Here is a 25,575-nt window from a genome sequence, read left to right as displayed (position 1 = left end):
TATTCGGATTACTAAAAAGACGGTCGCTAACCCGTTACCTTATTCTTCAAGCCAAATTTTTTCGGCCAGTCGATAGCCGCTCATGTCACCACCACCGGGAACGGATACATAGCCCTTCACTTTGCCGCTGGCTGCTGCAAGATTGTCGGTGAACACAGGGATCAGCTCGCCACCATCGTCCACGATCAGCACTTGCATGTCGTGATAAATTTGTTTGCGCTTGGCTTCGTCAAGTTCAATACGGGATGCAGCAAGCAGTTTGTCGAATGTCTCATTGCTCCAGCCTGTTTCATTCCACGGAGCACCGCTTTGCAGCAGCATTGAAAGCATTGCATCGGCGGTTGGGCGCACCGACCAGTTGGATGCCACAAACGGCTTTTTCAGCCAGACTTCATCCCAATAGCCATCCGATGGTACGCGCTCGACATCAATGGTAATGCCGGCTTTAGCCGCAGATGCCTGATAAAGCTGGGCTGCATCTGCCGAACCGGTAAAGCCGTTGTCTGAAACGCTAAGTGGGATAGAACCAGAGAAACCTGATTTTTTCAGATGGAACGCTGCTTTTTCAGGATCATAAGCGCGTTGCGGAATATCCTTTGCATATAAGGCGTTCCATGATGGGATCGGATGATCGTTGCCGACCGCACCCGTTCCGACGAGCAGGCTTTTCTGCAGTTCTTCGCGGTTAATCGCATATTTGAGCGCAAGCCGCAGATCATTGTTTTTCAGAAGCTCGGAATCCGTGCGCATCGGAAAGCAATACATCGAATTTTCGGGCGTGCGTAAAATCTGAATGTCCGGACGCGCGCTCAGATGACTGACCATGCGTGGTTCGACCGCATTGATAATATGTGCCTGACCACTCATCAGCGCCGCCATACGTGCAGTCGTATCGTCCATTGCGATGGTTTCAACGGAATCGACATTCGCACGGTCCGGGTGCCAGTAATTCGGATTGCGGCGCGTCAACGCGCGGATACCGGGCTGGAAATCTTCCAGAATAAATGCGCCAGTGCCAATGCCTTTATCGAAGTCTTCGCCATCCGGTCCGATGCCAAGGTGATAATCGACGAAAGCAGCCGGAAAATCGACATTGCCTGCATTCAGCGTGACGGTCACTTCATGCGTGTCCGAAGCAACAATATCGGTTACGGCGAGCAACACACCCTTGCCACCTGATTTGGTGTCGTCTCCCCGGTGATGATTGAGCGAATAAACCACGTCCTTTGCAGTGAGTTCTTTGCCGTTATGGAATGTCACACCTTTGCGAAGGCGGAATATCCACTTGCTGGCATCTGCATTTGCTGGTTCCCAGCTTTCCACCAAAGCGGCCGTAAGTTTTCCGTCGGGGCCAAGTTCCAGCAATGTGTTGAAGAGCTGGAAGCCAACAGTATACATATAGGCCATTGTGTAGGATGCGGGATCAAGATGATCGGAACTCGATGCCGAGTGCATTGCGATTACCAGATTGCCGCCCTTGCGCGGCTGCATGTCCTGCGCGCGCGCCTGTGAGGGCAACAGCAAACCCGTAGCGGTCATTCCCATACCGGTTGCGATAGCTGCACTGGCCGACATGCTGAGAAACTGGCGCCGCGAAGGCTGTAGAGAAATGATCGGGCTCTTCTGGTGAGACATGCTTTGCACTTTGACGCTAGAGGTCTTCAATAGGGGTTTATAAGTCTTGTTAATCCCATTGGAGACAATCCTCAACAAGCAATAAATAAAATAATTGCACACCAAAAATAGAATAATATTCTAATGTCTTTGCGCGTCGTGAAGTTTCGTTAAGTTTCGCCTCGTAGGAGCCGTATTATGGCGAGCGCGTGCAACTTATCGATTTGCTGCGCACAATCGCCATTGAAGTACGAATAAAGCGGGGATTGATCTTGTGGCGTAACGTCAGGGCTTTATCGTTATTGGATTGGTCTATGAGGGCCGAGAGATCAACAATTTTTGATAAACGGCTCGGCCGTTGTGGTCTTTCAGCTCCTAAGACACGATGCGCCCAAGAGGCGCCTCGCTCATCGTGCCCTGATGACCGTATGTTCGCTCCTCATTTCACTTGCAGGTCTGCCAGATTGTTCTCGACGGCGGCGATATTCAGTTCAAGCTCGGCGATCTGTCGAAGGATGTTTTTATTCGGCAGGTCGTCACACTCCGCAGCTTCTGTGAGAAGCTTTCGTTGCTCTGCCTGCAAAATGTCAGAAAGTCGTTTGAAACGCTTCACAAGCGGTTGATCGTCTGATGAACTCAATGGATTTTCCTTTTTTATTTTCCCGACTACATCTGCAAGCCAATGCGACATTGCAGACTGGAGCGTCTGAAACTGGAAACAACCCGCGTCATGCGCGTGCACTGCAGGGTTGTCGAAGGTTAGACGATCAGACGCGCTCGATACGTGTCTCACCTTCTATATTCTTGTTGTTGATTTGCATATGGCCATTGTTTGTTCGCGGCACTTACGTAAAAATCTAAATCAAAACGTTTATACGATAGTATAATGCCTTGTTTGCCCTTGTCGAGGGCATTGCATTCATCTGTGTTGTGATGTCGCGAGCGTCTGCCCGCAACGTTGGCCCAGAATGAAAAGCGGCTGGCAGGCGCAGATGAAAAGGCCAACGTTCATTCAAAACGCTGGCCGCTCCGTTGCTTTCGGCTTGTGAATGCGATCAAGGAGCGATGAAATTATGCTTCAAAGAGATTAAAATGCACTCGAAAAGCCAAAAGCGCGATATATGTTTAAAAGCATAGGCAAGAAGGCCATAAATTTTGATCTTTATGGATGCTGTGCGCCCGTGACGGTCAGATAGACCGCATAGAGTGACTTCGTCGCGGTAATAAAAAGCCGATTACGGCGAGGGCCACCAAAAGTGAGATTGGCGACTGTTTGCGGCGTCTTGATCTTGCCAAGAAGCTTGCCTTCTGCTGAGAAGCAATGCACGCCGTCCCCTGCACTGGTCCACAGATTGCCGTCCGTGTCGAAGCGGAAACCATCTGGCAGACCATTATCAATCGTGCAGAAAACCTTGCCACCGGTTACGCGCTTGCCATTGTCCACGACATCGAAAACCCGGATATGACGCGGCGCCTTTTCGTCGTGGCTATAGGCGCTGTCGGCGACAAAGAGTTTCATTTCATCGGGCGAAAAGGCGAGGCCGTTTGGCTGCACGAGATCCGTGATAACCGCCGTTAACGCACCGCTTTTCGGATCAAGCCGATAGACATTGCGAGTTGGCTGTTCGGGATCGGCTTTATAGCCTTCATAATCCGCCATAATGCCGTAGGTCGGATCGGTAAACCACACCGTGCCGTCAGAACGCACGATGACGTCATTGGGCGCGTTGAGCTTCTTACCCTGATAGCTGTCCGCAAGCACGGTGATGCTGCCGTCCAGTTCTGTGCGGGTGACACGGCGTCCGCCATGCTCGCAAGAAACCAGCCGTCCCTCGCGGTCGCGCGTATTGCCATTGGCAAAATTTGAAGGCTGGCGGAAAACAGAAACGCCGCCCTCAGGCACCCAGCGCAGAATACGCTGATTGGGAATATCGCTCCAGAGCAGGCAATTCAGATCGCCAAACCAGACCGGACCTTCGGCCCAGCGACAATCGCTGTAAAGTTCATCGAGAGCAGCACTCGGCACGATCATCTGCTTGAAGCGATCGTTGTGAATTTCGTAAATCGAAGGATGCTGAGACAAGGAAATAACTCCGGGGAATGTTGTTTAACGCTCTGGTCTGCGGCTGCTGGCAAGGAAAATCACCGCAATGATGGTGAGCCCTGTCAGGACCAGACGAACACCGGCACCGAAGCCATAGGTGTTGAGCATTGAGACGATGAGGAACATGAAAAGAGCGGCACCCCAAATGCCGGGGATGTTGGAATCGCCACCGGCGACGGCCGTGCCGCCGATGATGACGACTGCAATCGACATCAGCAGATATTCAGCACCCATATTGAGTGCGGCACCGCCAGAAAAACAGGCAAGCAGGAAGCCGCAAAGCGAAGCCAGAACCGCGCAAAGTAAATAGGTGACGAAGCGTGTTCCATCAACCGGAACGCCTGCCATACGTGCGGCAAACGGGTTTTGCCCGATGGCCGAAATCCAGCGGCCATAAATGCTTTTCTTGAGAAGCACCCAGCCTAAGACCGACAGAAGCAGCGCCACGATTGCGACATTGGGAATGCCAAAAACGGAAGACGTGGTGAACTGAGCCAACACTTCAGGCGGCTTTACGCGCAGGCCGCGATTGCTCCAGATAGCGGTCGACTGGATGAGGAAACTCATCGACAGCGTTGCGATAATCGGCGGAATACGCAGCAGCTTGATCAGCGCATAATTGCAGATGCCAATGCCAAGACCGATCAGCAACGCGACTGCAAGTCCCGCCAGGATCATGCTGTCCTGCGAATCCATCAGTTTCAATGCCAATGTTGCAGCAAGGGTCATGGTGGCAGGAACCGAGAGATCGATATTGCCGGGTCCGAGCGTGATCACGAACATCTGCCCGAGGCCGACAATCACCGAAAAGGATGCGAAGGTGAAGGCTGCATGTGACAATCCTCCGGCACCCGCACCACCGGTAAACAAGACGGTGATGATCCAGACCGCGATGGTTGCGATGAATGACCAGATCCATGGGCGGCTTGTAAGAACGGAGACAGCGTTCATTGCTTATTCCCCTTACGATCGAGGCGGTTGAGGAAGAGGCGAAGTGCAAGCACGAGGATGAGGATTCCGCCTTGCGCACCAATCTGCCAGTCGGGCGAAATGCGCATGAAAGAGAGGAATGAACCTGCGAGCGTGAGCGTCAGCGCACCAATGACAGCGCCAATCGGTGAAATGCGTCCACCGACAAATTCGCCGCCGCCCAGAATGACACCGGCGATGGAAAGCAGCGTATAGCGCAGCGCAATATTGGCATCTGCCGAAGTGGTAAGCCCCACAAGTGCGATACCGGCAAGCACCGCAAAAAAGGCTGCAAGCGCATAGGTTCCGGCGCGGATTGCGGTGATCGACCAGCCAGCGCGCTCAATGGAACGTCCATTGCCGCCAGCACCACGCATCAGCACGCCAAAGGTCGTGCGCATAACGATGAAATGCGTGACAACGGCAATCAGAATGCTTGCGACAATCGCCATGGGTATAAATGGCGGTTTTGTGGTCATGATCCAGCGTGCCCAGTCCGGCGCCTGGCCGCCGGGTGAGGGCAGCAGCAGAACTGCAAGACCACCCCAGACGAACGACATTCCGAGTGTGACGACGATGGAAGGCAGATTGCGCAGATGGATGATGGCACCGAGGGCCGCATAGGCGGCAATCGCTGCGGCAAGGATCAGAACGCCGATGATGGGATCCGTGTTGAGATAGGTTGCAGCCACGCAGACCACAAAGCTCACGAAGGTTCCCATCGAGAGGTCAAGATCATTGACCGCCATGATGAGCATCTGCGCAATTGTTGCCAGCGCAATCGGCACCGCGAGATTAAACAGCAGGTTGAGGCCGGTATAGCTCATGGCACGCGGCTGCATGTAGAAAACAGCAGCCAGCAGCAAAGCGAGCGAGAAAACCGGCGTTAACAGGCGAAGGGATGAGGCCGAGAGGCGCATTATTCGTGTCCTCCCTCAAAAGATGCAGCAAGCACGTTCTTTTCCGTGATTTCGTCGCCGACGAGTTCTGTCACGATTGCACCGTCGCGGAAGACATAGACACGATCGCACAATTCGATCTCGTCCATTTCGGTGGAATACCAGACAAAGGTGCGGCCATTTTCAGCTTCATGGCGCAGGATTTCATAGACTTCCTGCTTGGTGCCGACATCGACGCCACGCATGGGGTCGTCCATCAGAATGGCATCGGCAGTGGTAGCAAGCGCACGGGCAAACAGCACTTTTTGCTGATTGCCGCCGGAAAGCGACAGGATGCGATTGCCCACATCCGGCGTGCGGATCTGGATTTTGTCTTTCCATTGTGCGCCGAGCTGATCTTCACGCGTTTGATCGACAAGCTTCAGCGATGAGAGACGATCAAGCGAACCGATGGTGAGGTTGTGCAGGATACTCCAGAGCGGAAACGTGCCGTTAAGGCTGCGATCACCCGCCACGAAAGCGATTTCGCAATTGCGCGCAGGCAACCAGTTTGGTCGGCGGGCATAATAAAGATCAAGCAGCATTTTTGTCTGGCCATGACCGGCAAGCCCGGCAAGGCCGATCACCTCACCTTTGAAAGCCTGAAACGGCTTGCTGTCATTGGCGCGCTTTTTTGCAGAGAGAACGACGGTGCCTGGCATGTCCGCTTTTGCTGTGCGGCGCGCCGCCTTTTCGCGTTCGACGCTACCCATCGCTTCGACAAGGCTGCGATTGGTGAAATCGCTTGCGGCGCGATTGGCGACAACCTTGCCGTCCTTCATCACAACGATGCGGTCGGAGGTTGAGAGGATTTCTCCAAGCATATGCGAAATGAGGATCACCGATCCACCCGTGCCGACAAAGCGACGGACATAGGCCATCAGCTGCGCGGCAATGCCTGCATCAAGTGAAGAGGTTGGTTCATCAAGAATGACGAGTTTTGGCGCTGTGCCGGGTGCAGTGAAGTTGATGGCGATTTCAACCATCTGGCGTTCGGCAATGGACAACTCATCAACGGTCGCGGAGCAATCGATCTTGTGGCCGGGAAAAATCTCGCTGAGCTTGTTTGCTATGAGATCAACAGCCTTGCCGCGCCAGTTGGCACCCGCAAGGTCGCGCTGCATGATGCGGACATTTTCGGCAATTGTCAGATTGGGGAAGAGCGACAGCTCCTGAAAGACGCAGCGCACGCCATGCTTACGTGCAGTCGCCACGCCATGACCCGCTTCGCCGTGATAGGTGAGGCTGCCTTCATGTGGGCTAAGGCCACCATTGATGACATTGACGATCGTGGATTTGCCAGCACCATTATGGCCGACAAGTCCGATACATTCGCCTTTATGGATCACAAGTTCGGCGCCATCGAGTGCCTTTACCGCACCGAACTGCACGCGGATATTGCGTGCGACGACGACCTCGCTTTTGTCGATTGAATTTGCCATGCACTCGAACTGTATTGGAGATGAGGGAGGGGCAGGCGTGAGACACGCCCACCCCCTGGGAGATAAGGTGATGAGGTTATTTCGCTTCCGCGATGACCTTCTGCGCGTCTTCAAGCGAATATTCGACATTCGCAACGCCACCCTTTTGGGTGTTGGCAAGCTCCTTATCGAGAGTTTCCTGGCTGACGCTTAGGAATGGAACAACGAGGTCTTTCTTGACTTCCTTGCCGTCAAGAATCTGCTGTGCAACCCAGAAAGCAAGCGTTGAAACGCCCGGCGCAATCGAAACCGACATGGTTTCATAGCCGTTTGCGTCTTTCTGCTGCTTCCACCACTGCAGTTCGTCTTCGCGGTTGCCCATGATGATGATCGGCGTTTCGCGCTTTGCCGCGGCAAAGGCTTGTGCTGCGCCATAGCCGTCACCGCCCTGCGTGACCACGGCGTCGATCTTTGGCAGGCTTGGCAGAACGCCTGCGACCGCACGCTGCGCAACATCAGCCGCCCAGTCGCCATGGACCGAACCGACAATCTTGAAATTCGGATGCTTCTTCACACCTTCCTGAATGCCGGCATGCAGCTCATCATCAACGGAGACGCCAGCAAGGCCACGAATTTCAAGCAGATTGCCACCTTCCGGCAGGCGCTTTGCGAGATACTCGACCTGGCCTTCGCCCATCTTCTTGAAATCGACCGCGATGCGCCATGCACAAGGCTCCGTCACGATACCATCGAACGAAACGACGGTGATGCCAGCGTCGCAGGCTTCCTTGACAGCACCATTCAGAGCGGTTGGCGACGCGGCGTTGATAACGATCGCATCATAGCCTTGCAGGATCATATTCTGGATCTGCGCGGCCTGTTCCGTCGCTTGATTTTCAGCGGTGGTGAAAGCATCGGCTGCCGAAACTGTGCCAGCGCTGACGGCTTCCTTCGTCACCTTGTCCCAGCTCTGTAGCATCGCCTGACGCCATGAGTTGCCAGCATAATTGTTGGAGAAAGCGATCTTTTTCGATGATGTGTCAGCGAATGCGCTACCGCTCGTCATCAATAGGGCGAGTGCGGCGGATGCCAAAAGAGTTTTCCCAAGCTTCATTTCATTCCTCCCAGTTGCAAATATACGCTCCGCAACGCTTATGAGCGCTTCGGATCGTTCGAATTTGAATGTGGTGCGAAACCTCCCGCACCGCCGCTCCTCAACGACACCAACTCTCCCGTGACATTTCCTATTGTCTTGCGGGCAATTTTCTGGTGAAGCGAGGATGAAATAAATGCGCTGCGCTGTGAAGGCTGATCGAAGCAACCATGCTGCGGGTTCGCGCAGCAAAATTGCGGGAACCCGCAAGACGTGCCGGTAGAAAAGCGGCGTATTATACGTACAAAGCAACCTGTCTTTGGGAGGAGAGTCGCTTGCTGGAACTCGCGCCTGCGCGCCTGCTGGATCGCTACCTAAATATTTCCAGATTGTTAGCGGGGCAACTTGATTTCGATTCCATCATTCAGGCCGTTGCCACCGAGATCAATCATATCCTGCCCTACGATCATCTCGATGTCTGCATCAAGATGATCGACGGCAAGTTTCACATCGCTTATGAGAGTGGTATTGCGACAGCCTGGAGCCGCAATCCGCCCGCCCTTCTTTCCGGAAGCCCTATTCGCACCGTCTTGTCCGGTGAGGTCGAATATCTGTTGACGGATGATGCCCGCACTGATCCGCGCTTTCATTTCGAAGGCGCGTTTTCAACACCGATCTTTGAGCATGATCTCAAAGCACGCCTGCATGTTCCGCTCAAAGCACAGGGCGATATTATCGGTGCACTGAGCTGTTCAAGTTTGCAAACGGGCAGTTATGCGATGCGTGATGTGGAAAATGCACAATCAATTGCAGATCTTCTGACGCCATATTTTTTTGCAATCCGTGCCGCCGAACAGGCCAAACGCTCGGCGATTGTCGAGACGGAAGCGCGGGCGCGTGAAGAGGGCTTGCGGTTTGGCGCACTCAAGCTCACAGAGGCGCTGGAGACCGAGCGTCATCGGATCGGCATGGATTTGCATGATCAGACACTGGCTGACCTCACGCGTCTCGCCCGTCATGTCGAGCGGTTGACGCGTGCGCCCGACCTTTCGGGCGAACAGCTTGAACCGCTGTTTCGTGGCTTGCAGCATTGTATGCAGGACTTGCGGCAGATTATCGAAGAAGCCAAACCTTCGGTGCTGCAATTGTTTGGTTTTGCGCAGGCAACGGAAAATCATCTTGATCGCTCTATCCGCGAAAGCGGCGCTGCAATCGAATGGGTTCTGGACGACCAGAGCGATGGTATGACCGACAGGCTTGAGGAGACAGTCGCGACTTCGCTTTTCCGCATCGTGCAGGAAGCCATCAACAATGCGATCCGGCATGCTCTTGCCGGTGAAATCCGTGTTCGCTTTCGCGATAAGGGCGGTCGGCTTCTTGTTGAAGTCATGGATGACGGCATTGGTATGGATCGTCAGACGCAGCGCACTGGCCATGGTATCGATAATATGCGCACGCGGGCGCGACTGATTTCAGCAAGTTTTACGATCAGGAAGAATATCGAAGGCAGCGGCACATGCGTGACGATTCATCTGCCGCTGGAAATGGATGATACAAATGGAGAGTAAGATGCAGGTTCTGATCGTGGAGGATGATCCGCTGCATCGCACCTATCTGGGTGAGGCGATCCGCGCAGCATTACCCGAATGCAGTGATGTGCTGGAAGCGGATAACGGTTCAACCGGCGAAAAGCTCGCACGGATGCATCGTTCGGCCCATATCGTGATGGATTTACAAATGAGCGGGCGCAATGGCATTGAAGCCGCGCGCACCATCTGGAAGGAAAACCCGGAAACCCGCATCTTGTTCTGGTCGAATTACGCCGATGAAGCCTATGTGCGCGGTGTCTCGCGTATCGTGCCGGAAGGGGCGGCCTATGGCTATGTGCTGAAATCAGCGTCCGACGATAAGTTGCGCTTGGCGCTGCGCAGTATTTTCGTTGAAGCGCAATGTGTGATCGACCGTGAAGTGCGTGGTTTGCAACAAAAAAGCCTCGGCCACACCAGCGGGTTCAGTGAAAGCGAATATGAAATTCTGATCGACATCGCGCTTGGTCTGACCGACCGCGTTATTGCGCGCCGACGGAACCTGTCGCTCAGAAGCGTGCAGAATAGATTACAGCAACTCTACGAAAAACTGGGCGTGTATCAGGAAAAGGGCGAGCCGGAGGAGGGGCGTTTTAACCTGCGTTCGCGTGCGGTAACAGTCGCTCTGCTTCGGAAGCTTTTGAATTACAGCGCATTGGAGCGCGCCGAAATTGAACTGCGGGATTGGATTGGTTGACAAAGCAGTCGTTATGACCTTCTAGATCGGAGCGTGCTCTAACTGGGCATCAACCTTGCCGGCGCTGCTTCTCATAATGGTTCCCGCCACCAATTCATCGATGAATCGAAGAACAGGAATCCCAAGCTCAGTTGATTGGCGTGTTATGACTTCATAAGGCTCGCTTTTGGATCGCAGATGCATGGGCAAGATACAGGCCATGCCAAAATTGACGAAAAAGGCTGCGACATCGCTCGAAAGCAAAGCTACAGTATTTATGTCGGACTGCATAAGCGACATGGTTGTAAGAGCTGAGCGAGTTTCCAACAAGGCTGTGGGAATGGTTAGTCCCGATTGCCTGAACTCCTGCTCTAACGACAAACGCATGGGCATTGATGCGGTGTAAACAATCCAACGTGAATCAACGAGATCCTTTAATTTGACACGCTTTCGACCGACCAGCGGGTGTGATGGATTTGCGACGACAGCCAGCAGTTCGTCGTGAAAAGCCGTCACATTATAAAGTTGCGGTGTCGCGCTTACCGAACTGCGACCGATGACAAGGTCAAGCAATCCGCGATCAAGCTGACGCAGCAGCTCGACACTCGTGTCTTCAAGAATCTCTATTGAGGTGCGCGGGTATTGCCGTAGATAATTGCTGATCGTTTCTGTAATGTAGGGCACCGCGCCCATGATCGTCCCGATCCGCAGTCTGCCCCACTCGATATCGGACGCGCTCTGAACCTCCTGTTCCATAACTGTCAGTTGGGACAGCATCGTCTTAGCATGCCGAATCATACAATCCCCTGCGGCTGTCGGTGTCAGTCCGCGATTGGTGCGATTGAAAAGTTTACGGCTTAAAAGCTCCTCCGCCTCCCGTAATGCCTTTGTTGCGCGCGGTTGGCTCATGCCGATTAATTCCGCAGCACGTTTCAGCGATCCGTTGTCATCGATGGCCGAAATCAACAGCATCTGACGGAGAGACAGCCGTAATATCGGCTTGGCATAGGAACGCGGCATCGATAGTAAGTTTCCTTTTTGTTATACCAGTATCATGAAATAGCGGATTTACAGCATTAATGTCACCAGTATTTTGCCTCTCCAGAAAAGCATCCATCGCGTCGATATTCCAATTCGTGACCGGATTGCCATTTTGGAATACAAAGGGAGAGGCGCATGAGCCTAATCAACTATGTGACCCGTGTTCAATTCGGTTTCGGTGAGATCGCAACGCTGAAATCGGAGCTGGCGCTTGCGGGTATTAACCGTCCGGTTATTGTAACTGACAAAGGTGTGCGCGCACTGGGTATGCTCGAGCGGATAGAAGCTGCAACGGGTGTTACACCGGCGGCTGTCTATGATGAAACCCCTGGTAATCCGAACGAAGCCGCCGCCATAAAGGCCACGGAACTCTTCCGTGAAGCAAATGGTGATGGCATCATTGCGATCGGTGGTGGATCTGCACTGGATCTGGCAAAAGCTGTCGCTGTTTTGGCGGCGCATGGCGGTCCTCTGAAGACCTATGCAGTTATTGAAGGCGGTATGGAAAAAATCACCGCCAAGACATTTCCGATGATTGCAGTGCCGACAACCGCGGGAACGGGCAGTGAAGTCGGTCGCGCCGCAATCATTATTCTGGATGATGGACGCAAGGTTGGGCTGCTTTCACCCTATCTCATTCCCAAGGCAGCAATTGTCGACCCTGAACTCACACTCAGCCTTCCACCGATGCTGACAGCAGCGACAGGTATGGATGCCCTTTCACATTGCATCGAAACCTTTCTTGCACCTTCATTTAATCCGCCGGCCGACGGAATTGCACTTGAGGGTTTGCGCAGGGGCTGGGCCAACATCCGCCGCGCGGTCGAAGAGCCGAACAACCGAGACGCACGCGCAAATATGGCAATCGTCGCGACGATGGGCGCGATGGCTTTCCAAAAAGGTCTGGGTTGTGTTCACAGCCTCAGCCATTCATTGGGCGGTATCAATCCAAAGCTTCATCACGGCACGCTGAACGCAATCTTCATGCCGGCAGTTCTTGAGTTCAATCGCAGCGCGCAGACGGCGATCGACGAGAACAAATATGCGCGTCTTGCAGATGCTATGGGCCTTGAAGCTGGCGCAGATATTGGCGCTGCAATCGAAACAATGACCCAAGCTATTGGTTTGCCCTCCCGTTTGTCGCAGATCGGTGTCACCGAAGACCTGTTTGATCGGGTCGTAACCGGAGCACTCGCCGATCACAGCCATCGCACCAATCCGCGCGACGCATCGTCAGAAGATTACCGCGCAATGCTGCAACAAGCGCTGTGAGAGTGTATCTGTAGGAGAAAAACATGACTTTTAAACCGCATGGCAAACATCTCATTGCTGGTGAGTGGGTTTCTACCGACGAAACTTTCAAAAATGAGCCTGTTTCGGGTGAAGCCTATGCGTTTTCGCTGGGAACGGTCGAACTGGTAAATCGTGCTGTTGAAGCAGCGGAAGATGCGTTTTGGTCTTACGGTTATTCCACAATCTCGGAGCGCGCGGCTTTTTTGCGCGCCATCGCGGATGAGGTCGAAACACGTGGCGAAGCCATTACCCAGATTGGCACTCAGGAGACTGGTCTGCCCGCAGCCCGTCTTCAGGGTGAGCGTGGACGCACCTGTGGGCAGTTGAGGCTTTTCGCCGACCATATTGAGAAGGGTGAATATCTCGACAAGCGCCATGATGCTGCTTTGCCGGATCGTCTGCCCGCGCCGCGTCCTGATATTCGGTTGATACAGCGCCCCATCGGTCCTGTCGCAGTCTTTGGGGCGTCCAACTTCCCGCTGGCCTTTTCAACAGCTGGTGGTGATACGGCAGCGGCACTTGCAGCCGGTTGCCCTGTTGTCGTGAAGGGGCATTCCGCTCATCCCGGCACAGGTGAAATCATCGCTGAGGCCATTTTCGCAGCCATCCGCAAGACGGGCGTCAATCCCGGCGTATTCAGTCTGGTACAGGGTGGCAATCGTCATGTCGGCAGTGCGCTGGTCACGCATCCATTGATCAAGGCGGTGGGGTTCACCGGTTCGCTGGCGGGTGGACGGGCATTGTTTGATCTCTGTGCGCAACGTGCTGAACCTATTCCGTTCTTCGGTGAATTGGGCAGCGTCAATCCGATGTTCATTCTGCCTGAAGCACTCAAAGTACGCGCAGAGGCAATTGGTTTCGGCTGGGCAGGCTCTCTTGTGATGGGCGCCGGCCAGTTCTGTACCAATCCCGGCATTGCCGTGGTGCTCGATGGCCCGGATGCTGATGGATTTGTAGCCGCAGCCAAAGAGGGGCTTTCCAGCGTAGGATCACAGCTCATGCTGACCGGCGGCATCGCAAGTGCCTATCGCGATGGTCAGACGCGTTTCCAGAATAATGATGCTGTTGATGTCGTTTATGAGACTGTGTCGGAAGGGCGGGAAGTAACCCCCAACCTCTACGAGACGACCGCAGAACGTTTTCTTGAAAATCATGCGTTAGCCGAAGAAGTCTTTGGACCGCTTGGCCTTGTTGTCCGGGTGAAGTCACTTGAAGACATGCACAAACTGGCGCGAAATTTCGAAGGCCAGTTGACGACAACAATCCACATGGACGATGCGGATATCCATGCAGCAAAAGCGCTTCTGCCTGTGCTGGAGCGCAAGGCTGGTCGTGTTCTCGTCAACGGCTTTCCAACGGGGGTTGAAGTGGTTGATTCAATGGTGCATGGGGGACCATACCCCGCTTCGACAAATTTCGGGGCGACCAGTGTGGGCACGATGTCTATTCGGCGCTTTCTTCGCCCGGTTAGCTACCAGAATTTTCCCGCAGCTCTGCTGCCGGAGGGGGCGCTTTAGCGTCCTCTCTATATTCATTTCCCTGCGGCGATTATTCGATATGGAGGAGGAACCATATGACACTTCGAACTAAAGTAAAAACAGCGGTCCTGGCCAGCCTGCTGCTGGCCGGAACCACGCTCACCGCGACGGCCCAGACCGTATTGACCATCACGCATTCGTCACCCATCGACAGCCATTTTGGCGAAGGGGCGCTTGCCTTCAAAAAAGTAGCCGAGGAACGCTCCAATGGGACGTTGAATGTTGTGATCCAGCGTTTGGACAACGAACGGGAAGCCATCGAGAGCGTGCAGCTTGGTTCACAGGAATGCGCTATCGGTTCGGCTGGGCCTCTGGGTAATTTCGTTCCCGAGACCCGCGTGATCGACATTCCGTTTTTGTTTAATGACTACGCACATGCGCGTGGTGTTCTGGATTCGGACGTTGGTCAGGAATTGCTCGCTCTGTTTCCAGCGCGTGGACTTTACGGTCTTGCCTGGACGGAAAATGGCTTCCGTAATCTTACAACGGGCACCAAGCAGGTGAATTCGCCTAAAGATCTGCGCGGCATGAAGATTCGTACTATGGAAAACCAGATCCATATGCAAGCCTGGCAGGCTGCCGGTGTGCTGCCGACACCAATGGCCTTTTCTGAGCTGCCTTCGGCACTGCAGCAGGGCACAATTGATGGACAGGAAAATCCGATCCCGGTTATTCTGTCAAACAATCTTGATATGATGCAGAAACATCTGTACCTCACCCGGCACGTATACTCGCCCGGCATTTTTGTCTGCAATCCAGACTTTATTGCAAGCCTGACAGAAGAACAGAAAAAGGCTGTTGATGAGGCTGGCGTTGCGGCCACTGCTGCCAATCGCGCGCGCGTTGAGCAAGACGATACAACTGGTATCGAAACATTGCGCAAGCGTGGTATCGAAGTTATCGCGATTGAAGATCGTGACGCTTATCGCGATGCCATGGCGAGCGCGAACAAAGGCTTCGAAGATCAGTTTGGCGCCGAGCTTCTGCAACGCATTCGTGACTGGAAAGCCAAATGAGTGCAGTGTCCAGGTTCATCCGTCAAGTCGACGGGGCTCTGGCAGCGGCGGTGGCTGTTGCCGCCTCCATCGCGCTTGCGATAGCTGTCGTATCAAGCTTCTGGCAGGTGATGGGGCGGTTTGTTTTTCATTCACCGTCTACCTGGTCTGAAGCGTTAACGCGGCTTTCTTTGGTTTGGATGGTTCTTCTGGGAATTTCTACAGCGCTTCGTAAAGGTGCGTTCATTGCGATTGATCTGGCGCGGGAAAACACATCAGGATTGCTTCGTCGTAGCATTGAAGCAACGACGCTGGTCTCCTGCATGATCATGTTCGCAACGCTGTTCTGGTTCGGCCTTGCAATGGCCCAGCGCGTCCGGTTTCAGGAAATGGCGGGTCTCGATATTTCCATTGCATGGGGCTATGCGGCGATTCCGGTTGGATCAGTGTTTGCAGCACTCGGGGCAATTGTCCATTTCATAGATCTGGGCAGGGAGAGAGCAGAATGACCGCTGCAATGATTACTGCCATGATGGTGTTGTTTGCCATCTCGGTACCCGTCGCTATTTCTGTGGGCCTTGCATCAATGATCGGGCTTATTGGCTTTACCAGCCTACCATCGATCATCATACCCCAGCAGATATTCATCGCACTGGACAAGTTTCCACTTGCCGCCATTCCATTTTTTATTCTTGCCGGTAATCTTATGGAAGTGGGTGGGCTTTCGAGCCGGTTGGTCGAATTCGCCCGTTCTTTTGTCGGGCAGATTCAGGGGGGACTTGCGGCAACCTGCGTCCTGACGTGCATGCTGTTCTCCGCAATTTCCGGCTCAAGTGTTGCCACGACATTTGCAGTTGGCGCTGTTCTTATTCCCGCTATGCGCAACTATGGATATCCGGTGGGTTTCGCTGCGGCCCTTATGGCTGCATCTGCGGAACTTGGTGTGATCTTCCCACCATCCATACCCATGATCCTTTATGGTGTTGCAACGCAGACCTCGATTCCGGAGCTTTTTCTCGCTGGCGTATTGCCCGGTTTGATGATCGCTGGCGCACTGCTTCTAACGGCAATCATCTGGTGCCGCATGAAGGGTTGGGGCAAGCGTGATGGAGAAGGTCGTCAGCCACGTCTGGTTGCGATGCGCCGCGCGGTCTGGGCGCTTCTTATGCCAATTTTCATCATGGGCGGTATTTATGGTGGCATCACCACGCCAACCGAAGCCAGTGTTGTTGCCGTTGTCTATGCCTTGCTGGTCGGTCTTTTTCTGCACCGTGAAATGACGTTCAGGGATGTTGTTAACGCCTTCCGCAAGACCGTTATCACCTCTGCTGTAATTATGTTTATTATTGGTGTTGCAACGCTGATGGGGTATCTGCTGAACAGACAGGGCGTTCCTGATGCTGCAGCGCTTTGGCTTACCAGTACGTTCGATGGCCCGGTATCGTTGATGTTGGCAATCAACGCAATGCTCTTTACCGTCGGTATGTTCATCGAAACAGGCGCAAGTATCATCGTTCTCGCTCCGATCTTGCAAGAAGCTGTAGTTCGGGTCGGCATCGAGCCAGTTCATTTTGGAACTGTGATGGTCATCAATCTGGCTCTCGGCATGATCACACCGCCACTGGGCGTCAATCTGTTCGCTGCCGCACAGATCGCAGGATGCTCGGTGACGGCTATGCTCAGGCCACTGATTGTCTTCGTTTTGGTGATTATTGCGTGTCTGATGGTCGTATCCTTTGTGCCGGCAATTAGTATGACATTGCCGGGGCTGATGGGGCGCTAAGCCGTATAACCAGAACCCAAAACAGCCTGCCCCGGATCCGGAGCAGGCTTTATGAATTGTTTTTACGAGGCTGGAGTGCCATGACCGCAACCCTGATCCAAAAACTGCAGGAAATCGTTGGCCGCCGCTATCTTCATATTGGCGACACTTCCACACGCCGCTTTCGCAAGGGTTATCGCTATGGCGATGGTCAGGTTTTGGCTGCGGTTGAGCCGGGTACGCTCGTTGAGCAATGGCGGGTTCTCGAAGCTTGCGTGGCTGCCGATGTTGCAATCATCTTTCAGGCAGCCAATACCGGGCTGACCGGCGGCTCCACGCCGTTCGGTGATGGTTATGATCGCCCGATTGTCATTGTCTCCACCCTTCGCAATACGAGAATTGACCTGATAGATCACGGCAGGCAGATTCTCAGCATGCCTGGCGCGACGCTTGATCAGCTCGAAAGGCGACTTAAGCCACTCGGTCGCGAACCGCACTCTGTCATCGGCTCAAGCTGTATTGGTGCCTCTGTCACTGGTGGTATCTGCAACAATTCCGGCGGGTCGCTGGTGCAGCGTGGCCCGGCTTATACGCAACTGGCTCTTTTCGCGCAGGTCGATGCCGAAGGGAAACTGCATCTTGTTAATCATCTCGGAATTCGTCTCGGAGATAATCCTGAACAGATGCTCGCTCGGCTTGATGCCGGAGACTATACCGAACAGGATATCGACTTCCCTCAAGGCGCGCAGGCCTCGGATATTGAATATAAAGAGCATGTGCGCGATATCTCCGCAAAAACTCCCGCCCGCTTCAACGCGGATCCGCGCCGACATTATGAAGCATCGGGCTCTGCCGGAAAAATCGGGGTCTTCGCGCTACGTCTTGATACTTTCGCGACCGCCAGCGAAGAAAAAGTATTCTACATCGGTACCAACGATCCGGCTGAACTTCAGACAATCCGCCGTCATGTCCTTGCCAATTTTCAAAACCTGCCTATCGCGGGGGAATACATGCATTCGGATGCATTTCGCGCTGCGCAAATATGGGGTAAGGACCTGTTTCTTTTCATTCGAACTTTTGGAACGCTGAACGTTCCGCGCGCTTTTAAAGCCAAAAGCTGGTTTGACGGCGTGACGGAGAAGCTGGGTCTCGGCAAGTCAGTTTCGGACAATCTGCTTCAGTTTTTCAGTCGTTTCTTACCAGAGCATATGCCAGCCCGTCTTGTGGATTATCGCAACCGTTATCCTCACCACCTGATGATCCGGGCAGGGGATGCTTGTATCACGGAGATGCGTGAGTATCTTGCATCCGTATTTCCGAGCGCCAGCGGTAATTTCATCGAGTGTGGCGATAGAGAAGGGAGTGCCGCTTTCCTCAACCGCTTTACCGTGGGCAGTGCCGTTGTGCGCTATCGTGCTGTTCACCGGCGGACTGTTGAAGATATTGTTGCTCTCGACGTTGCGCTACCACGTGATACGATTGACTGGTTCGAGACTCTTCCGGCACCAATCGATAAGCAAATTGCGCTCAAAATCTATGTAGGCCATTTCTTCTGCCAAGTGATGCATCAGGAGTATCTTGTCAAAAAGGGGACGGACTGCGCGGCGTTGGAGCATGAAATCTGTGCGCTTCTTGATGCGCGTGGCGCGGAATATCCAGCAGAGCATAATGTCGGGCATCTTTACGATGCAAAACCCGCCCTCAAGGATTTTTATCGCTCACTTGATCCTACCAACAGCTTCAATCCCGGTATTGGCAAAACGTCAAAATGCCGCCACTGGCATTAGAACGCGTTCCGATCTGATTAAATCAGATCGGCGCTCTAACATTTTATACTTCAAGCATAAATTTATTGACCCTTGTTTTACTCTGGTCAGATTATGCCTCCGATTGGGTAAGATAAAAATTGCCTCTCGCGATCAGGGTACTCGTTAACCGCACTTGGCTTGCTGGACGCCGTTAGCTGAACGCCCAAACGTCTTCGCAATATATACCTACGTCGTAGCCCGCAGCCTTCAGTTTTACGATAACATTCCCAATGTCCGTTGGAGATAGAGCTCCAACTTCCACCTTGATCATGCCGGGACGATAGCGTTGCAGGTCAAGCTGCTCGAAAACAATCCAGTCTGCCCCTTCGCAGTCGACTAAGAATGCATCGATATATTCAACATTATTGCGGTCCAGAACAGCCTGTAATGTGTCGGACGGAACAACAATTTCCTTTAAGTAAGGTTCAAACTTATGGAAATTCGGATCATCCGGCCCCCATACATTCTTGCCAGACATCAGATTCGTGTCTGTGACAGAAGAACAACCTATAAACTCTATGGGCAATGCGCCTTCTTCTAGCGCTTTGGCATCGAAGGTCTTAACTGTGATCGTGCCCGGCTCCCGAGTAATCGCTATCGGCTCAATTTTAAACCGTTCCGTATCGGGATAGTTTTTGCGCAGTCTGATCAAGTTATATGGCACAGGTTCGACTAGAACTGCTTTGGAACGGGGAATCCGGTGAAGCCAAGGCGTCACATCGTCAAAGAGAACACCGTCACAAGCGCCCACATTGACCATCTGAAAGGGGCGCTGTTTACCGGACTTGGCGAGGCTGGCGGCATGGGCAAGAAAACGCGTCCCGCGCAAGGCAGCACTTCGATTCAAAACTCCATTCGGAATGCAGCGTGCTGCCAACGTGCGTGCGTAGCCTCTGAATTTCGATGTTCCATGAGCATTCATGCTCGAGCCCTCTCATATCGGGTTTTAAATCAAATCATGTAGAGCGCGCAGGCAAAACTGCGCTTATCTATGAGGATAAAGTTGATAGCTTTCCTATCAGAATGAACGCATGTGCAAATACATGGAATAAGCGCCCTGCATCGGCATCGCGCCTCGCGTGTGCCGGGAGGCTTGGCGGGTCAACTGGCGATCGAAGCGGCTGTGTTCGTCGATGTATCGGCCATCAAAGTGCTGAGAAAGGGTGCAGTTTTCTGTCCTTTGCACGGTGCGGCTGCGGTTCCTTCTTTGCGGTGCTTTGAAAGTTTTCAGCTTTGAGCCGGTCACATTGCCCAATTCCATATGGTTTTGGATTGTGTCGCGCGATGTCAAAATTACGTTCGCAACTGTGTTCTGCATCAATGCCCCCGCTGTTAAACACAGCGATACGGTATAGGGAAATTAAGTGTCAATTTATACGTGTTGTTTGATTTAATATTAGTTTTTACTTATATTATGATCTGGGGTGTTGATTGATGCTTAAACGAATTAAAGTGTTTTAATCATCTTAAGATCGAATGGGCATTTCCGCGGCTTATTCCTGCCGCCGCATTATTGATATTGATAATTTCATCGTTGTGGGACTTGTGGCAGCGGCAGATTAACCCCGATGCATGCGGGCCGAAAATGCAGCCCGCAACGTTTAAACCCCAAGTCAGACCGGTTGCCCACAGACAGCAAGACTCTATCGAAAAAAGCGAAGAAATTTAAAGCTCTGCATGTCAGATGGGACAGTTATTCAACATCAATGGTTCTAATCCAACGCGTCAATAATTTCGCACCGTCTCTCGATAAGTTGGCTTTGGATGAATTAGTTGGTGGAGCAGCTGATTATTAGATGACGTATGTGCGAAGAATATGGAATAAGCTTGAGCTAAGGGACGATGCTACGCTACGCTAAGGGGACTGTATCAAGTGCATACTGATAAACCAATAATCGACAGGATTCTCTCGCTTGGTTCAAAGTGCCTATCAGATTATGCATCCCGACAGTTGCTTCGAATAGCCGGCATATTATCCGTTATAATTGCTATGGCTGTTGTCGTGATCTATTCAGTTGAAAAGCCCGACAATAATTGGGATATGATCCCATATGTTGCGACTGCGCTTGAGGATCGATATCCCGATGCGACTGCGCTTCATGCCGAAACATGGCGTCAGATTGAAGCGGCGGCGTCATCGGATCAGCTTAGCCAGTTGAGGTCAAGTGATGGTTGGCGTCGAGCTCAATGGGAAAACCCTGAATTTTTTAAGTCTCAACTCGTCATGTACCGCGTTAAAGCAGGCTATGTCCAATTGCTGCGGTGGATTGAGCCTTTTACTGGATTGGTCCGTGGTGGACACTTGATCAGCCTTGCAGCGGCGCTTGCATTGGGCTTCATAATCATCGTGATGCTCTGGCGTTATAATGCCTTTGAAGCTGGGCTGTTCATCGGTCCCGCGCTTCTCATCGCAGGCTATGGGCCAATGAGTGCAGCGGTGTTTCCCGATGTCGTTATGGCGGCTATTTCTTTGGCAGCGGTATTTGCATTTATGCGAGAACGGGATTGGGTTGCCGCAATTCTTTTGCTGCTGTCGTTTACCATCCGGCCCGATAATATCATCATGATCTTCGCTCTGTTGATTGCTTCTGTGATGTTCGGTTGGCGCAAACTCCCTCTGCTTGTTGCTTTTGTTGCTTCAGCCGTTGCGGGTGCCATGATTTCACATGCTGCCGAGCATCCCGGTTGGTGGGCGCACCTCTATTTCAGTTGTATCGAACAACAGAAAAATATGGTTGGATTTCACCCGGATTTTTCGCCGTTATTGCTCGTAAAAGCCTATATTCGCGGCGTGATATTCGCGCTTTACAGCGAGACCTGGTTGGCGATGCTGGTTGTGATGTTGATTGCTTGGGCGGCCACTTACAAAGCTGAGGTCAGAGCGGCGTTTCCCCGTTTTCACGGTATCTTGTTTGCTATGACCATCGGAGTATTGGGAAAGTTTGTTTATTTTCCTCTGCCCGACGACAGGTTCTATTTCAATATGATTATTGTGATCGCAATATTGCTGTCGATGAAATTCACAGCACACTTGAAGAATGGAGCATTTCCTATCATTCAATCAAAGTAGGAAATGCTCTATTGCAGGATTTGGCGACCGTTTTTGTCGCCAAATTGGCAGACGTTGCCTCTGACTTGCAAGAGCCTTGCAGCAGGGGCTTTTTCTGTCACCTTATTCCTTAACGCCGGAAGCCTTCGCTGGCTGTCATCAGGTTCTTTGTGTAATCGGCATGGATATTACCGTTGACCAGATCGCCAGCTTCAAGCTGCTCGACCACTTCACCGTTGCGCATCACGGCAAGCCGTTCACACATATGGGTGATAACGCCAAGATCATGACTGACCATAACAAAGGTCAGTTTACGGTCGCGGCGCACCTGTTCGAGCAGGTTAAGCACTTCGGCCTGCACCGATGCATCAAGTGCGGAGGTTGGCTCATCAAGAAGCAGAATGCTCGGCTCAATGATGAGTGCGCGTGCAATCGCGATACGCTGCCGCTGACCGCCCGAAAGCTGGTGCGGATAGCGGAAGCGGAATCCAGAGCCCAAGCCCACTTCATCAAGCGCGCGCACGATACGCTTTTCGGCATCACCAATGCCGTGCACGGCAAGCGGCTCAAGCAACAGGCGGTCGACCGTCTGGCGTGGATGCAGTGAGCCGTAAGGGTCCTGAAACACCATCTGGACATTGCGATAAAATGCCTTGTCGCGCGGTGTTCTGAGCGGCTTTCCATCAATACGGATTTCACCGTCGTCAACAGGGGCAAGCCCGGCCACAGCACGCAGAAGTGTGGACTTACCGGAGCCGGATTCGCCCACCAAGCCGTAGGATTCTCCGCGCGCCACATCGATACTCACCGATTTCAGCGCGTGGAATTCATCAAAGAACACGTCGATCTTATCAACGCGAAGTGCTGGAGTGGTGCTCATAGACGCCATGCCTCCTCACGCTGCAATGTGGGAAGCGGATGACGGTCTGTTCCAAGTGTCGGCATGCAGTTGAGTAGTCCTTGTGTATAGGGATGCTTTGCATTGGCAAGATCGCTCGCAGCGATTTCCTCAACGATCTTGCCTGCATACATCACGATCACGCGGTCGCAGAAGGATGAGACAAGGCGCAGATCGTGACTGACAAAGATCAGCCCCATCCCACGCTCTGCAACCAGCTTGTCGAGAATGCCAAGCACTTCAAGCTGCACCGTCACATCGAGCGCTGATGTCGGTTCATCAGCAATCAGCATTTCCGGTTCTGCAACCAGCATCATGGCGATCATGACGCGCTGCCCCATGCCGCCCGAAACCTCGTGCGGATAGAGTTTCATCACGCGTTCAGGATCGCGGATCTGCACGGCTTCAAGCATGGCCATTGAACGGGAGCGGATTTCCGCCCTCGAAAATTTGCCATGGGCTTTGAGTGTTTCAGCAATCTGCTTGCCGATGGTCATCACAGGATTGAGCGAATATTTCGGATCCTGCAACACCATTGCGATGCGTCCACCACGCAAGGAGCGGCGTTCGCGTGCAGATGTGTTGAGAAGGTCGATACCGTCAAACTCAAGTTTTTTGGCGGTGATTTGCGCATGTTGAGGGGTAAGCCCCATGATAGCGCGTCCGGTTTGGGATTTACCGGAACCGGATTCGCCCACAATCCCGAGACGCTCACGGCCAAGCGTAAAGCTGACGCCGCGCACGGCTTCAATAGCACCCGTTCTGGTTGGGAAAGTGACGCGCAGGTCTTCAACTGTCAGAAGGGGCTTCATTGGTTGTTACCCCGCGGATCGAGCGCATCGCGCAGACCATCACCAAGGAAGTTGAAACCAAGGCTGACGATGAGGATCGCAATACCCGGCATGGCAGCAACCCACCACTGATCAAGAATGAAGCGGCGGCCCGAAGCAATCATGGCACCCCATTCAGGCAATGGTGGTTGAGCGCCGAGGCCAAGAAAGCCAAGACCCGCGGCGGTGAGAATAATGCCTGCCATATCGAGCGTGACACGCACGATCAGCGACGAGGTGCAGAGCGGCATGATATGGCGCAAAACGATACGAAATGGTGAAGCCCCCATCAGTCGCACAGCAGAGATGTAATCCGAGTTGCGAATGGTCAGCGTTTCAGCGCGCGCAATACGTGCATAAGGCGGCCACGATGTTATTGCGATGGCGATAATGGCGTTTTCAATGCCCGGTCCTAAGGCTGCGACGAAGGCAAGTGCCAGAATGAGCTTTGGGAAGGCAAGGAAAATGTCGGTAATGCGCATGAGAACAGCATCGACCCAGCCACCAGCATAACCGGCTACCGTTCCAACCAGCAGACCGATTGGCGCTGCGATGATAGCAACGAGAAGCACGACATAGAGTGTCAGCCGCGAGCCGTAAATTAGCCGCGAAAGAATATCGCGGCCCTGATCATCAGTACCGAGCCAGTAACCCGGTGTTCCCGGAGGGAGCAGGCGGGCATTGGCGAGATCACCCGTATAGGGTGAATGCGGTGCCAGCACATTCGCGAAAGCTGCAACCAGCAGCAGCGCGATGATGATTAGCAGGCCAAGGACGGCCAGCTTGTTGGCGGTAAAGCGACGCCAGATCATATAGGAGCGGCCGAGGCGCGCTTGCATACGCGATTGTGGGCGCTCTGAGAGCAGCCAGTCGCGCCACGAAAGATTGGATGTTTGTGTCATTTGGCTCATCGTGCGCGCGTCCTTGGGTCGAGAAGCCGATAAAGAAGATCGGAGACAAGATTGAGCGCGATGAAGACCGATCCGATGATGATTGTGCCACCGAGAACGGCATTCATGTCAGCATTTTGCAGGGAGTTGGTGATGTAAAGACCAAGACCCGGCCATGAGAAGATCGTCTCGGTGAGAACCGAGCCTTCAAGAAGACCTGCGTAGGACAGTGCAATCACGGTCACAAGTGGCACCGCCGCATTGCGAAGTGCATGGCCCCAGATGATCCGGGTTTCCGAAATGCCCTTTGCACGCGCTGCTACGATATATTCCTGCTCAAGTTCTTTGAGCATGAAAGAACGTGTCATGCGGCTGATATAAGCGAGAGAGAAATAGCCAAGCAAAGCCGACGGCAAAACAAGGTGCGAGACGATGTTGCGCAGGGCTTCCCAGTCGCGTTGAATGATCGCATCAATCACATAAAAGCCGGTAATCGGTGTGAATGTATATTCAAATGTAATGTCGATGCGACCGGGGCCGGAGGTCCAGCCGAGGCGTGCATAGAAGATCAGAAGGGCCAGCATGCCAAGCCAGAAGATTGGTACGGAATAACCAACAAGGCCAATCACACGCACAATCTGGTCAATGATGCTGCCGCGCTTGACGGCTGCCAGAACGCCAAGCGGAATGCCGAACAAAGCACCGATAATCGTGCCGATGGTTGCAAGTTCCATCGTCGCAGGGAACACGCGGCGAATATCGGTCATGACCGGATTGGTGGTCAGAACGGACGTGCCGAAATCGCCTTGCAGGACGCCTTTCACATAAAGGAAGAACTGCTGGTAATAGGGCAGGTTGAAGCCCATTTCCTGACGCACGCGCTCAACCACATGGGCGGGAGCACGGTCGCCAACAATGGCCAGTACAGGGTCAATCGGCACAACGCGGCCGATGAAGAAGGTGACGGCCAGCAGGCCGAGATAGGTGGTTATCACGATCGCCAGAAAACTGGCAATCGCCATAGCGATGGAAGAGGAGCGCCGTCGGGCGCCCCTCTTTTTCTTTACAGG

General features: G+C 53.2%; 23 protein-coding genes. 9 read left to right on the top strand and 14 right to left on the bottom strand.

What is annotated here, in order from left to right; all coding sequences use genetic code 11:
• Positions 1 to 39 precede the first annotated feature (39 nt).
• The 7 genes from ABE530_RS14560 to ABE530_RS14530 all read right to left on the bottom strand — a co-directional run bounded on the left by ABE530_RS14560 (position 40) and on the right by ABE530_RS14530 (position 8,160).
• Positions 40 to 1,635 carry an ABC transporter substrate-binding protein gene (locus ABE530_RS14560; RefSeq protein WP_499694976.1) on the bottom strand — a complete coding sequence of 532 codons (1,596 nt, stop codon included), beginning with the start codon at positions 1,633 to 1,635 and terminating at the stop codon, positions 40 to 42.
• A 418-nt stretch (positions 1,636 to 2,053) separates the two neighbouring features.
• The gene (locus tag ABE530_RS14555) at positions 2,054 to 2,254 is read right to left on the bottom strand and encodes a hypothetical protein (protein WP_499694975.1); all 201 of its coding nucleotides are present in this window, start codon (positions 2,252 to 2,254) and stop codon (positions 2,054 to 2,056) included.
• A 522-nt stretch (positions 2,255 to 2,776) separates the two neighbouring features.
• On the bottom strand, positions 2,777 to 3,646 hold the full coding sequence (locus ABE530_RS14550) for an SMP-30/gluconolactonase/LRE family protein (RefSeq protein ID WP_499695015.1): 870 nt from the start codon (positions 3,644 to 3,646) through the stop codon (positions 2,777 to 2,779).
• Between the two features lie 75 nt (positions 3,647 to 3,721).
• Positions 3,722 to 4,669, bottom strand: a complete 948-nt coding sequence (locus ABE530_RS14545) for an ABC transporter permease (protein ID WP_499694974.1) — start codon at positions 4,667 to 4,669, stop codon at positions 3,722 to 3,724.
• Positions 4,666 to 5,607 (bottom strand): ABC transporter permease, encoded by a 942-nt coding sequence (locus tag ABE530_RS14540; RefSeq protein WP_265985159.1) that lies wholly within the window; start codon positions 5,605 to 5,607, stop codon positions 4,666 to 4,668. Before ABE530_RS14540 ends, ABE530_RS14545 begins: the two co-directional genes overlap by 4 nt.
• The gene (locus ABE530_RS14535; RefSeq protein WP_499694973.1) at positions 5,607 to 7,067 is read right to left on the bottom strand and encodes an ATP-binding cassette domain-containing protein; all 1,461 of its coding nucleotides are present in this window, start codon (positions 7,065 to 7,067) and stop codon (positions 5,607 to 5,609) included. Before ABE530_RS14535 ends, ABE530_RS14540 begins: the two co-directional genes overlap by 1 nt.
• Positions 7,068 to 7,143: 76 nt before the next feature.
• A complete protein-coding gene (locus ABE530_RS14530; protein WP_499694972.1) occupies positions 7,144 to 8,160 on the bottom strand; it encodes an ABC transporter substrate-binding protein in 1,017 nt (338 codons plus the stop codon).
• Positions 8,161 to 8,474: 314 nt separating this feature from the next.
• Here ABE530_RS14530 and ABE530_RS14525 point away from each other — a divergent pair, with 314 nt between their 5' ends.
• Together ABE530_RS14525 and ABE530_RS14520 are read left to right on the top strand one after the other, a co-directional pair.
• Positions 8,475 to 9,707, top strand: a complete 1,233-nt coding sequence (locus ABE530_RS14525; protein ID WP_499694971.1) for a GAF domain-containing sensor histidine kinase — start codon at positions 8,475 to 8,477, stop codon at positions 9,705 to 9,707.
• 1 nt (position 9,708) lies between these two features.
• Positions 9,709 to 10,422 carry a response regulator transcription factor gene (locus ABE530_RS14520; protein ID WP_265985164.1) on the top strand — a complete coding sequence of 238 codons (714 nt, stop codon included), beginning with the start codon at positions 9,709 to 9,711 and terminating at the stop codon, positions 10,420 to 10,422.
• Between the two features lie 21 nt (positions 10,423 to 10,443).
• Here the strand turns inward: ABE530_RS14520 and ABE530_RS14515 are convergent, their stop codons facing one another.
• The gene (locus ABE530_RS14515) at positions 10,444 to 11,373 is read right to left on the bottom strand and encodes a LysR family transcriptional regulator (RefSeq protein ID WP_499694970.1); all 930 of its coding nucleotides are present in this window, start codon (positions 11,371 to 11,373) and stop codon (positions 10,444 to 10,446) included.
• A gap of 204 nt (positions 11,374 to 11,577) precedes the next feature.
• Here ABE530_RS14515 and gbd point away from each other — a divergent pair, with 204 nt between their 5' ends.
• The 6 genes from gbd to dld all read left to right on the top strand — a co-directional run bounded on the left by gbd (position 11,578) and on the right by dld (position 18,817).
• Positions 11,578 to 12,714 carry a 4-hydroxybutyrate dehydrogenase gene (gene gbd / locus ABE530_RS14510; RefSeq protein WP_499694969.1) on the top strand — a complete coding sequence of 379 codons (1,137 nt, stop codon included), beginning with the start codon at positions 11,578 to 11,580 and terminating at the stop codon, positions 12,712 to 12,714.
• A 23-nt stretch (positions 12,715 to 12,737) separates the two neighbouring features.
• Positions 12,738 to 14,252, top strand: a complete 1,515-nt coding sequence (locus ABE530_RS14505) for an aldehyde dehydrogenase (NADP(+)) (protein ID WP_499694968.1) — start codon at positions 12,738 to 12,740, stop codon at positions 14,250 to 14,252.
• A gap of 56 nt (positions 14,253 to 14,308) precedes the next feature.
• Positions 14,309 to 15,289, top strand: coding sequence for a TRAP transporter substrate-binding protein (locus ABE530_RS14500; RefSeq protein WP_499694967.1), 981 nt, complete (start codon positions 14,309 to 14,311; stop codon positions 15,287 to 15,289).
• The gene (locus ABE530_RS14495) at positions 15,286 to 15,777 is read left to right on the top strand and encodes a TRAP transporter small permease (protein WP_499694966.1); all 492 of its coding nucleotides are present in this window, start codon (positions 15,286 to 15,288) and stop codon (positions 15,775 to 15,777) included. The genes ABE530_RS14500 and ABE530_RS14495 overlap by 4 nt, the downstream gene beginning before the upstream one ends.
• Complete coding sequence (locus tag ABE530_RS14490; protein WP_499694965.1) at positions 15,774 to 17,051, top strand: TRAP transporter large permease; 1,278 nt, start codon at positions 15,774 to 15,776, stop codon at positions 17,049 to 17,051. Before ABE530_RS14495 ends, ABE530_RS14490 begins: the two co-directional genes overlap by 4 nt.
• An 80-nt stretch (positions 17,052 to 17,131) precedes the next feature.
• Positions 17,132 to 18,817 (top strand): D-lactate dehydrogenase, encoded by a 1,686-nt coding sequence (gene dld / locus ABE530_RS14485; protein ID WP_499694964.1) that lies wholly within the window; start codon positions 17,132 to 17,134, stop codon positions 18,815 to 18,817.
• Between the two features lie 172 nt (positions 18,818 to 18,989).
• Here the strand turns inward: dld and ABE530_RS14480 are convergent, their stop codons facing one another.
• Together ABE530_RS14480 and ABE530_RS14475 are read right to left on the bottom strand one after the other, a co-directional pair.
• The gene (locus tag ABE530_RS14480) at positions 18,990 to 19,760 is read right to left on the bottom strand and encodes an FkbM family methyltransferase (protein WP_265985879.1); all 771 of its coding nucleotides are present in this window, start codon (positions 19,758 to 19,760) and stop codon (positions 18,990 to 18,992) included.
• Between the two features lie 96 nt (positions 19,761 to 19,856).
• Complete coding sequence (locus ABE530_RS14475) at positions 19,857 to 20,156, bottom strand: hypothetical protein (protein ID WP_499694963.1); 300 nt, start codon at positions 20,154 to 20,156, stop codon at positions 19,857 to 19,859.
• Between the two features lie 684 nt (positions 20,157 to 20,840).
• Here ABE530_RS14475 and ABE530_RS14470 point away from each other — a divergent pair.
• The gene (locus tag ABE530_RS14470) at positions 20,841 to 21,908 is read left to right on the top strand and encodes a hypothetical protein (protein ID WP_499694962.1); all 1,068 of its coding nucleotides are present in this window, start codon (positions 20,841 to 20,843) and stop codon (positions 21,906 to 21,908) included.
• A gap of 109 nt (positions 21,909 to 22,017) precedes the next feature.
• Here the strand turns inward: ABE530_RS14470 and ABE530_RS14465 are convergent, their stop codons facing one another.
• From ABE530_RS14465 to ABE530_RS14450, 4 genes are read right to left on the bottom strand one after another with little or no spacing between them, the layout of a single operon-like run.
• On the bottom strand, positions 22,018 to 22,767 hold the full coding sequence (locus tag ABE530_RS14465) for an ABC transporter ATP-binding protein (protein ID WP_499694961.1): 750 nt from the start codon (positions 22,765 to 22,767) through the stop codon (positions 22,018 to 22,020).
• Positions 22,764 to 23,597 (bottom strand): ABC transporter ATP-binding protein, encoded by an 834-nt coding sequence (locus tag ABE530_RS14460; RefSeq protein ID WP_265985875.1) that lies wholly within the window; start codon positions 23,595 to 23,597, stop codon positions 22,764 to 22,766. The genes ABE530_RS14465 and ABE530_RS14460 overlap by 4 nt, the downstream gene beginning before the upstream one ends.
• Positions 23,594 to 24,526 carry a nickel transporter permease gene (nikC, locus tag ABE530_RS14455; protein ID WP_265985874.1) on the bottom strand — a complete coding sequence of 311 codons (933 nt, stop codon included), beginning with the start codon at positions 24,524 to 24,526 and terminating at the stop codon, positions 23,594 to 23,596. Before nikC ends, ABE530_RS14460 begins: the two co-directional genes overlap by 4 nt.
• Positions 24,523 to 25,527: an ABC transporter permease gene (locus ABE530_RS14450; protein ID WP_499695014.1), complete on the bottom strand. Its 1,005-nt coding sequence runs from the start codon at positions 25,525 to 25,527 to the stop codon at positions 24,523 to 24,525. Before ABE530_RS14450 ends, nikC begins: the two co-directional genes overlap by 4 nt.
• Between the last annotated feature and the right edge of the window lie 48 nt (positions 25,528 to 25,575).

This window comes from Brucella sp. TWI559, assembly GCF_039674265.1.
GTDB lineage: Bacteria > Pseudomonadota > Alphaproteobacteria > Rhizobiales > Rhizobiaceae > Brucella > Brucella chromiisoli.
The sequence above is the reverse complement of the archived record's forward strand: the minus strand, read 5'-3'. Positions and strand labels throughout refer to the sequence as shown.

Coding starts and splice junctions, on each gene's coding strand:
- ABE530_RS14560 (WP_499694976.1), bottom strand. CDS start 1,635: ATGTCTCACCAGAAGAGCCCGATCATTTCTCTACAGCCTTCGCGGCGC.
- ABE530_RS14550 (WP_499695015.1), bottom strand. CDS start 3,646: ATGATCGTGCCGAGTGCTGCTCTCGATGAACTTTACAGCGATTGTCGC.
- ABE530_RS14545 (WP_499694974.1), bottom strand. CDS start 4,669: ATGAACGCTGTCTCCGTTCTTACAAGCCGCCCATGGATCTGGTCATTC.
- ABE530_RS14540 (WP_265985159.1), bottom strand. CDS start 5,607: ATGCGCCTCTCGGCCTCATCCCTTCGCCTGTTAACGCCGGTTTTCTCG.
- ABE530_RS14535 (WP_499694973.1), bottom strand. CDS start 7,067: ATGGCAAATTCAATCGACAAAAGCGAGGTCGTCGTCGCACGCAATATC.
- ABE530_RS14530 (WP_499694972.1), bottom strand. CDS start 8,160: ATGAAGCTTGGGAAAACTCTTTTGGCATCCGCCGCACTCGCCCTATTG.
- ABE530_RS14520 (WP_265985164.1), top strand. CDS start 9,709: ATGCAGGTTCTGATCGTGGAGGATGATCCGCTGCATCGCACCTATCTG.
- ABE530_RS14515 (WP_499694970.1), bottom strand. CDS start 11,373: ATGCTGTTGATTTCGGCCATCGATGACAACGGATCGCTGAAACGTGCT.
- gbd (WP_499694969.1), top strand. CDS start 11,578: ATGAGCCTAATCAACTATGTGACCCGTGTTCAATTCGGTTTCGGTGAG.
- ABE530_RS14505 (WP_499694968.1), top strand. CDS start 12,738: ATGACTTTTAAACCGCATGGCAAACATCTCATTGCTGGTGAGTGGGTT.
- ABE530_RS14500 (WP_499694967.1), top strand. CDS start 14,309: ATGACACTTCGAACTAAAGTAAAAACAGCGGTCCTGGCCAGCCTGCTG.
- ABE530_RS14495 (WP_499694966.1), top strand. CDS start 15,286: ATGAGTGCAGTGTCCAGGTTCATCCGTCAAGTCGACGGGGCTCTGGCA.
- ABE530_RS14490 (WP_499694965.1), top strand. CDS start 15,774: ATGACCGCTGCAATGATTACTGCCATGATGGTGTTGTTTGCCATCTCG.
- dld (WP_499694964.1), top strand. CDS start 17,132: ATGACCGCAACCCTGATCCAAAAACTGCAGGAAATCGTTGGCCGCCGC.
- ABE530_RS14480 (WP_265985879.1), bottom strand. CDS start 19,760: ATGAATGCTCATGGAACATCGAAATTCAGAGGCTACGCACGCACGTTG.
- ABE530_RS14475 (WP_499694963.1), bottom strand. CDS start 20,156: ATGCAGAACACAGTTGCGAACGTAATTTTGACATCGCGCGACACAATC.
- ABE530_RS14465 (WP_499694961.1), bottom strand. CDS start 22,767: ATGAGCACCACTCCAGCACTTCGCGTTGATAAGATCGACGTGTTCTTT.
- ABE530_RS14460 (WP_265985875.1), bottom strand. CDS start 23,597: ATGAAGCCCCTTCTGACAGTTGAAGACCTGCGCGTCACTTTCCCAACC.
- nikC (WP_265985874.1), bottom strand. CDS start 24,526: ATGAGCCAAATGACACAAACATCCAATCTTTCGTGGCGCGACTGGCTG.
- ABE530_RS14450 (WP_499695014.1), bottom strand. CDS start 25,527: ATGGCGATTGCCAGTTTTCTGGCGATCGTGATAACCACCTATCTCGGC.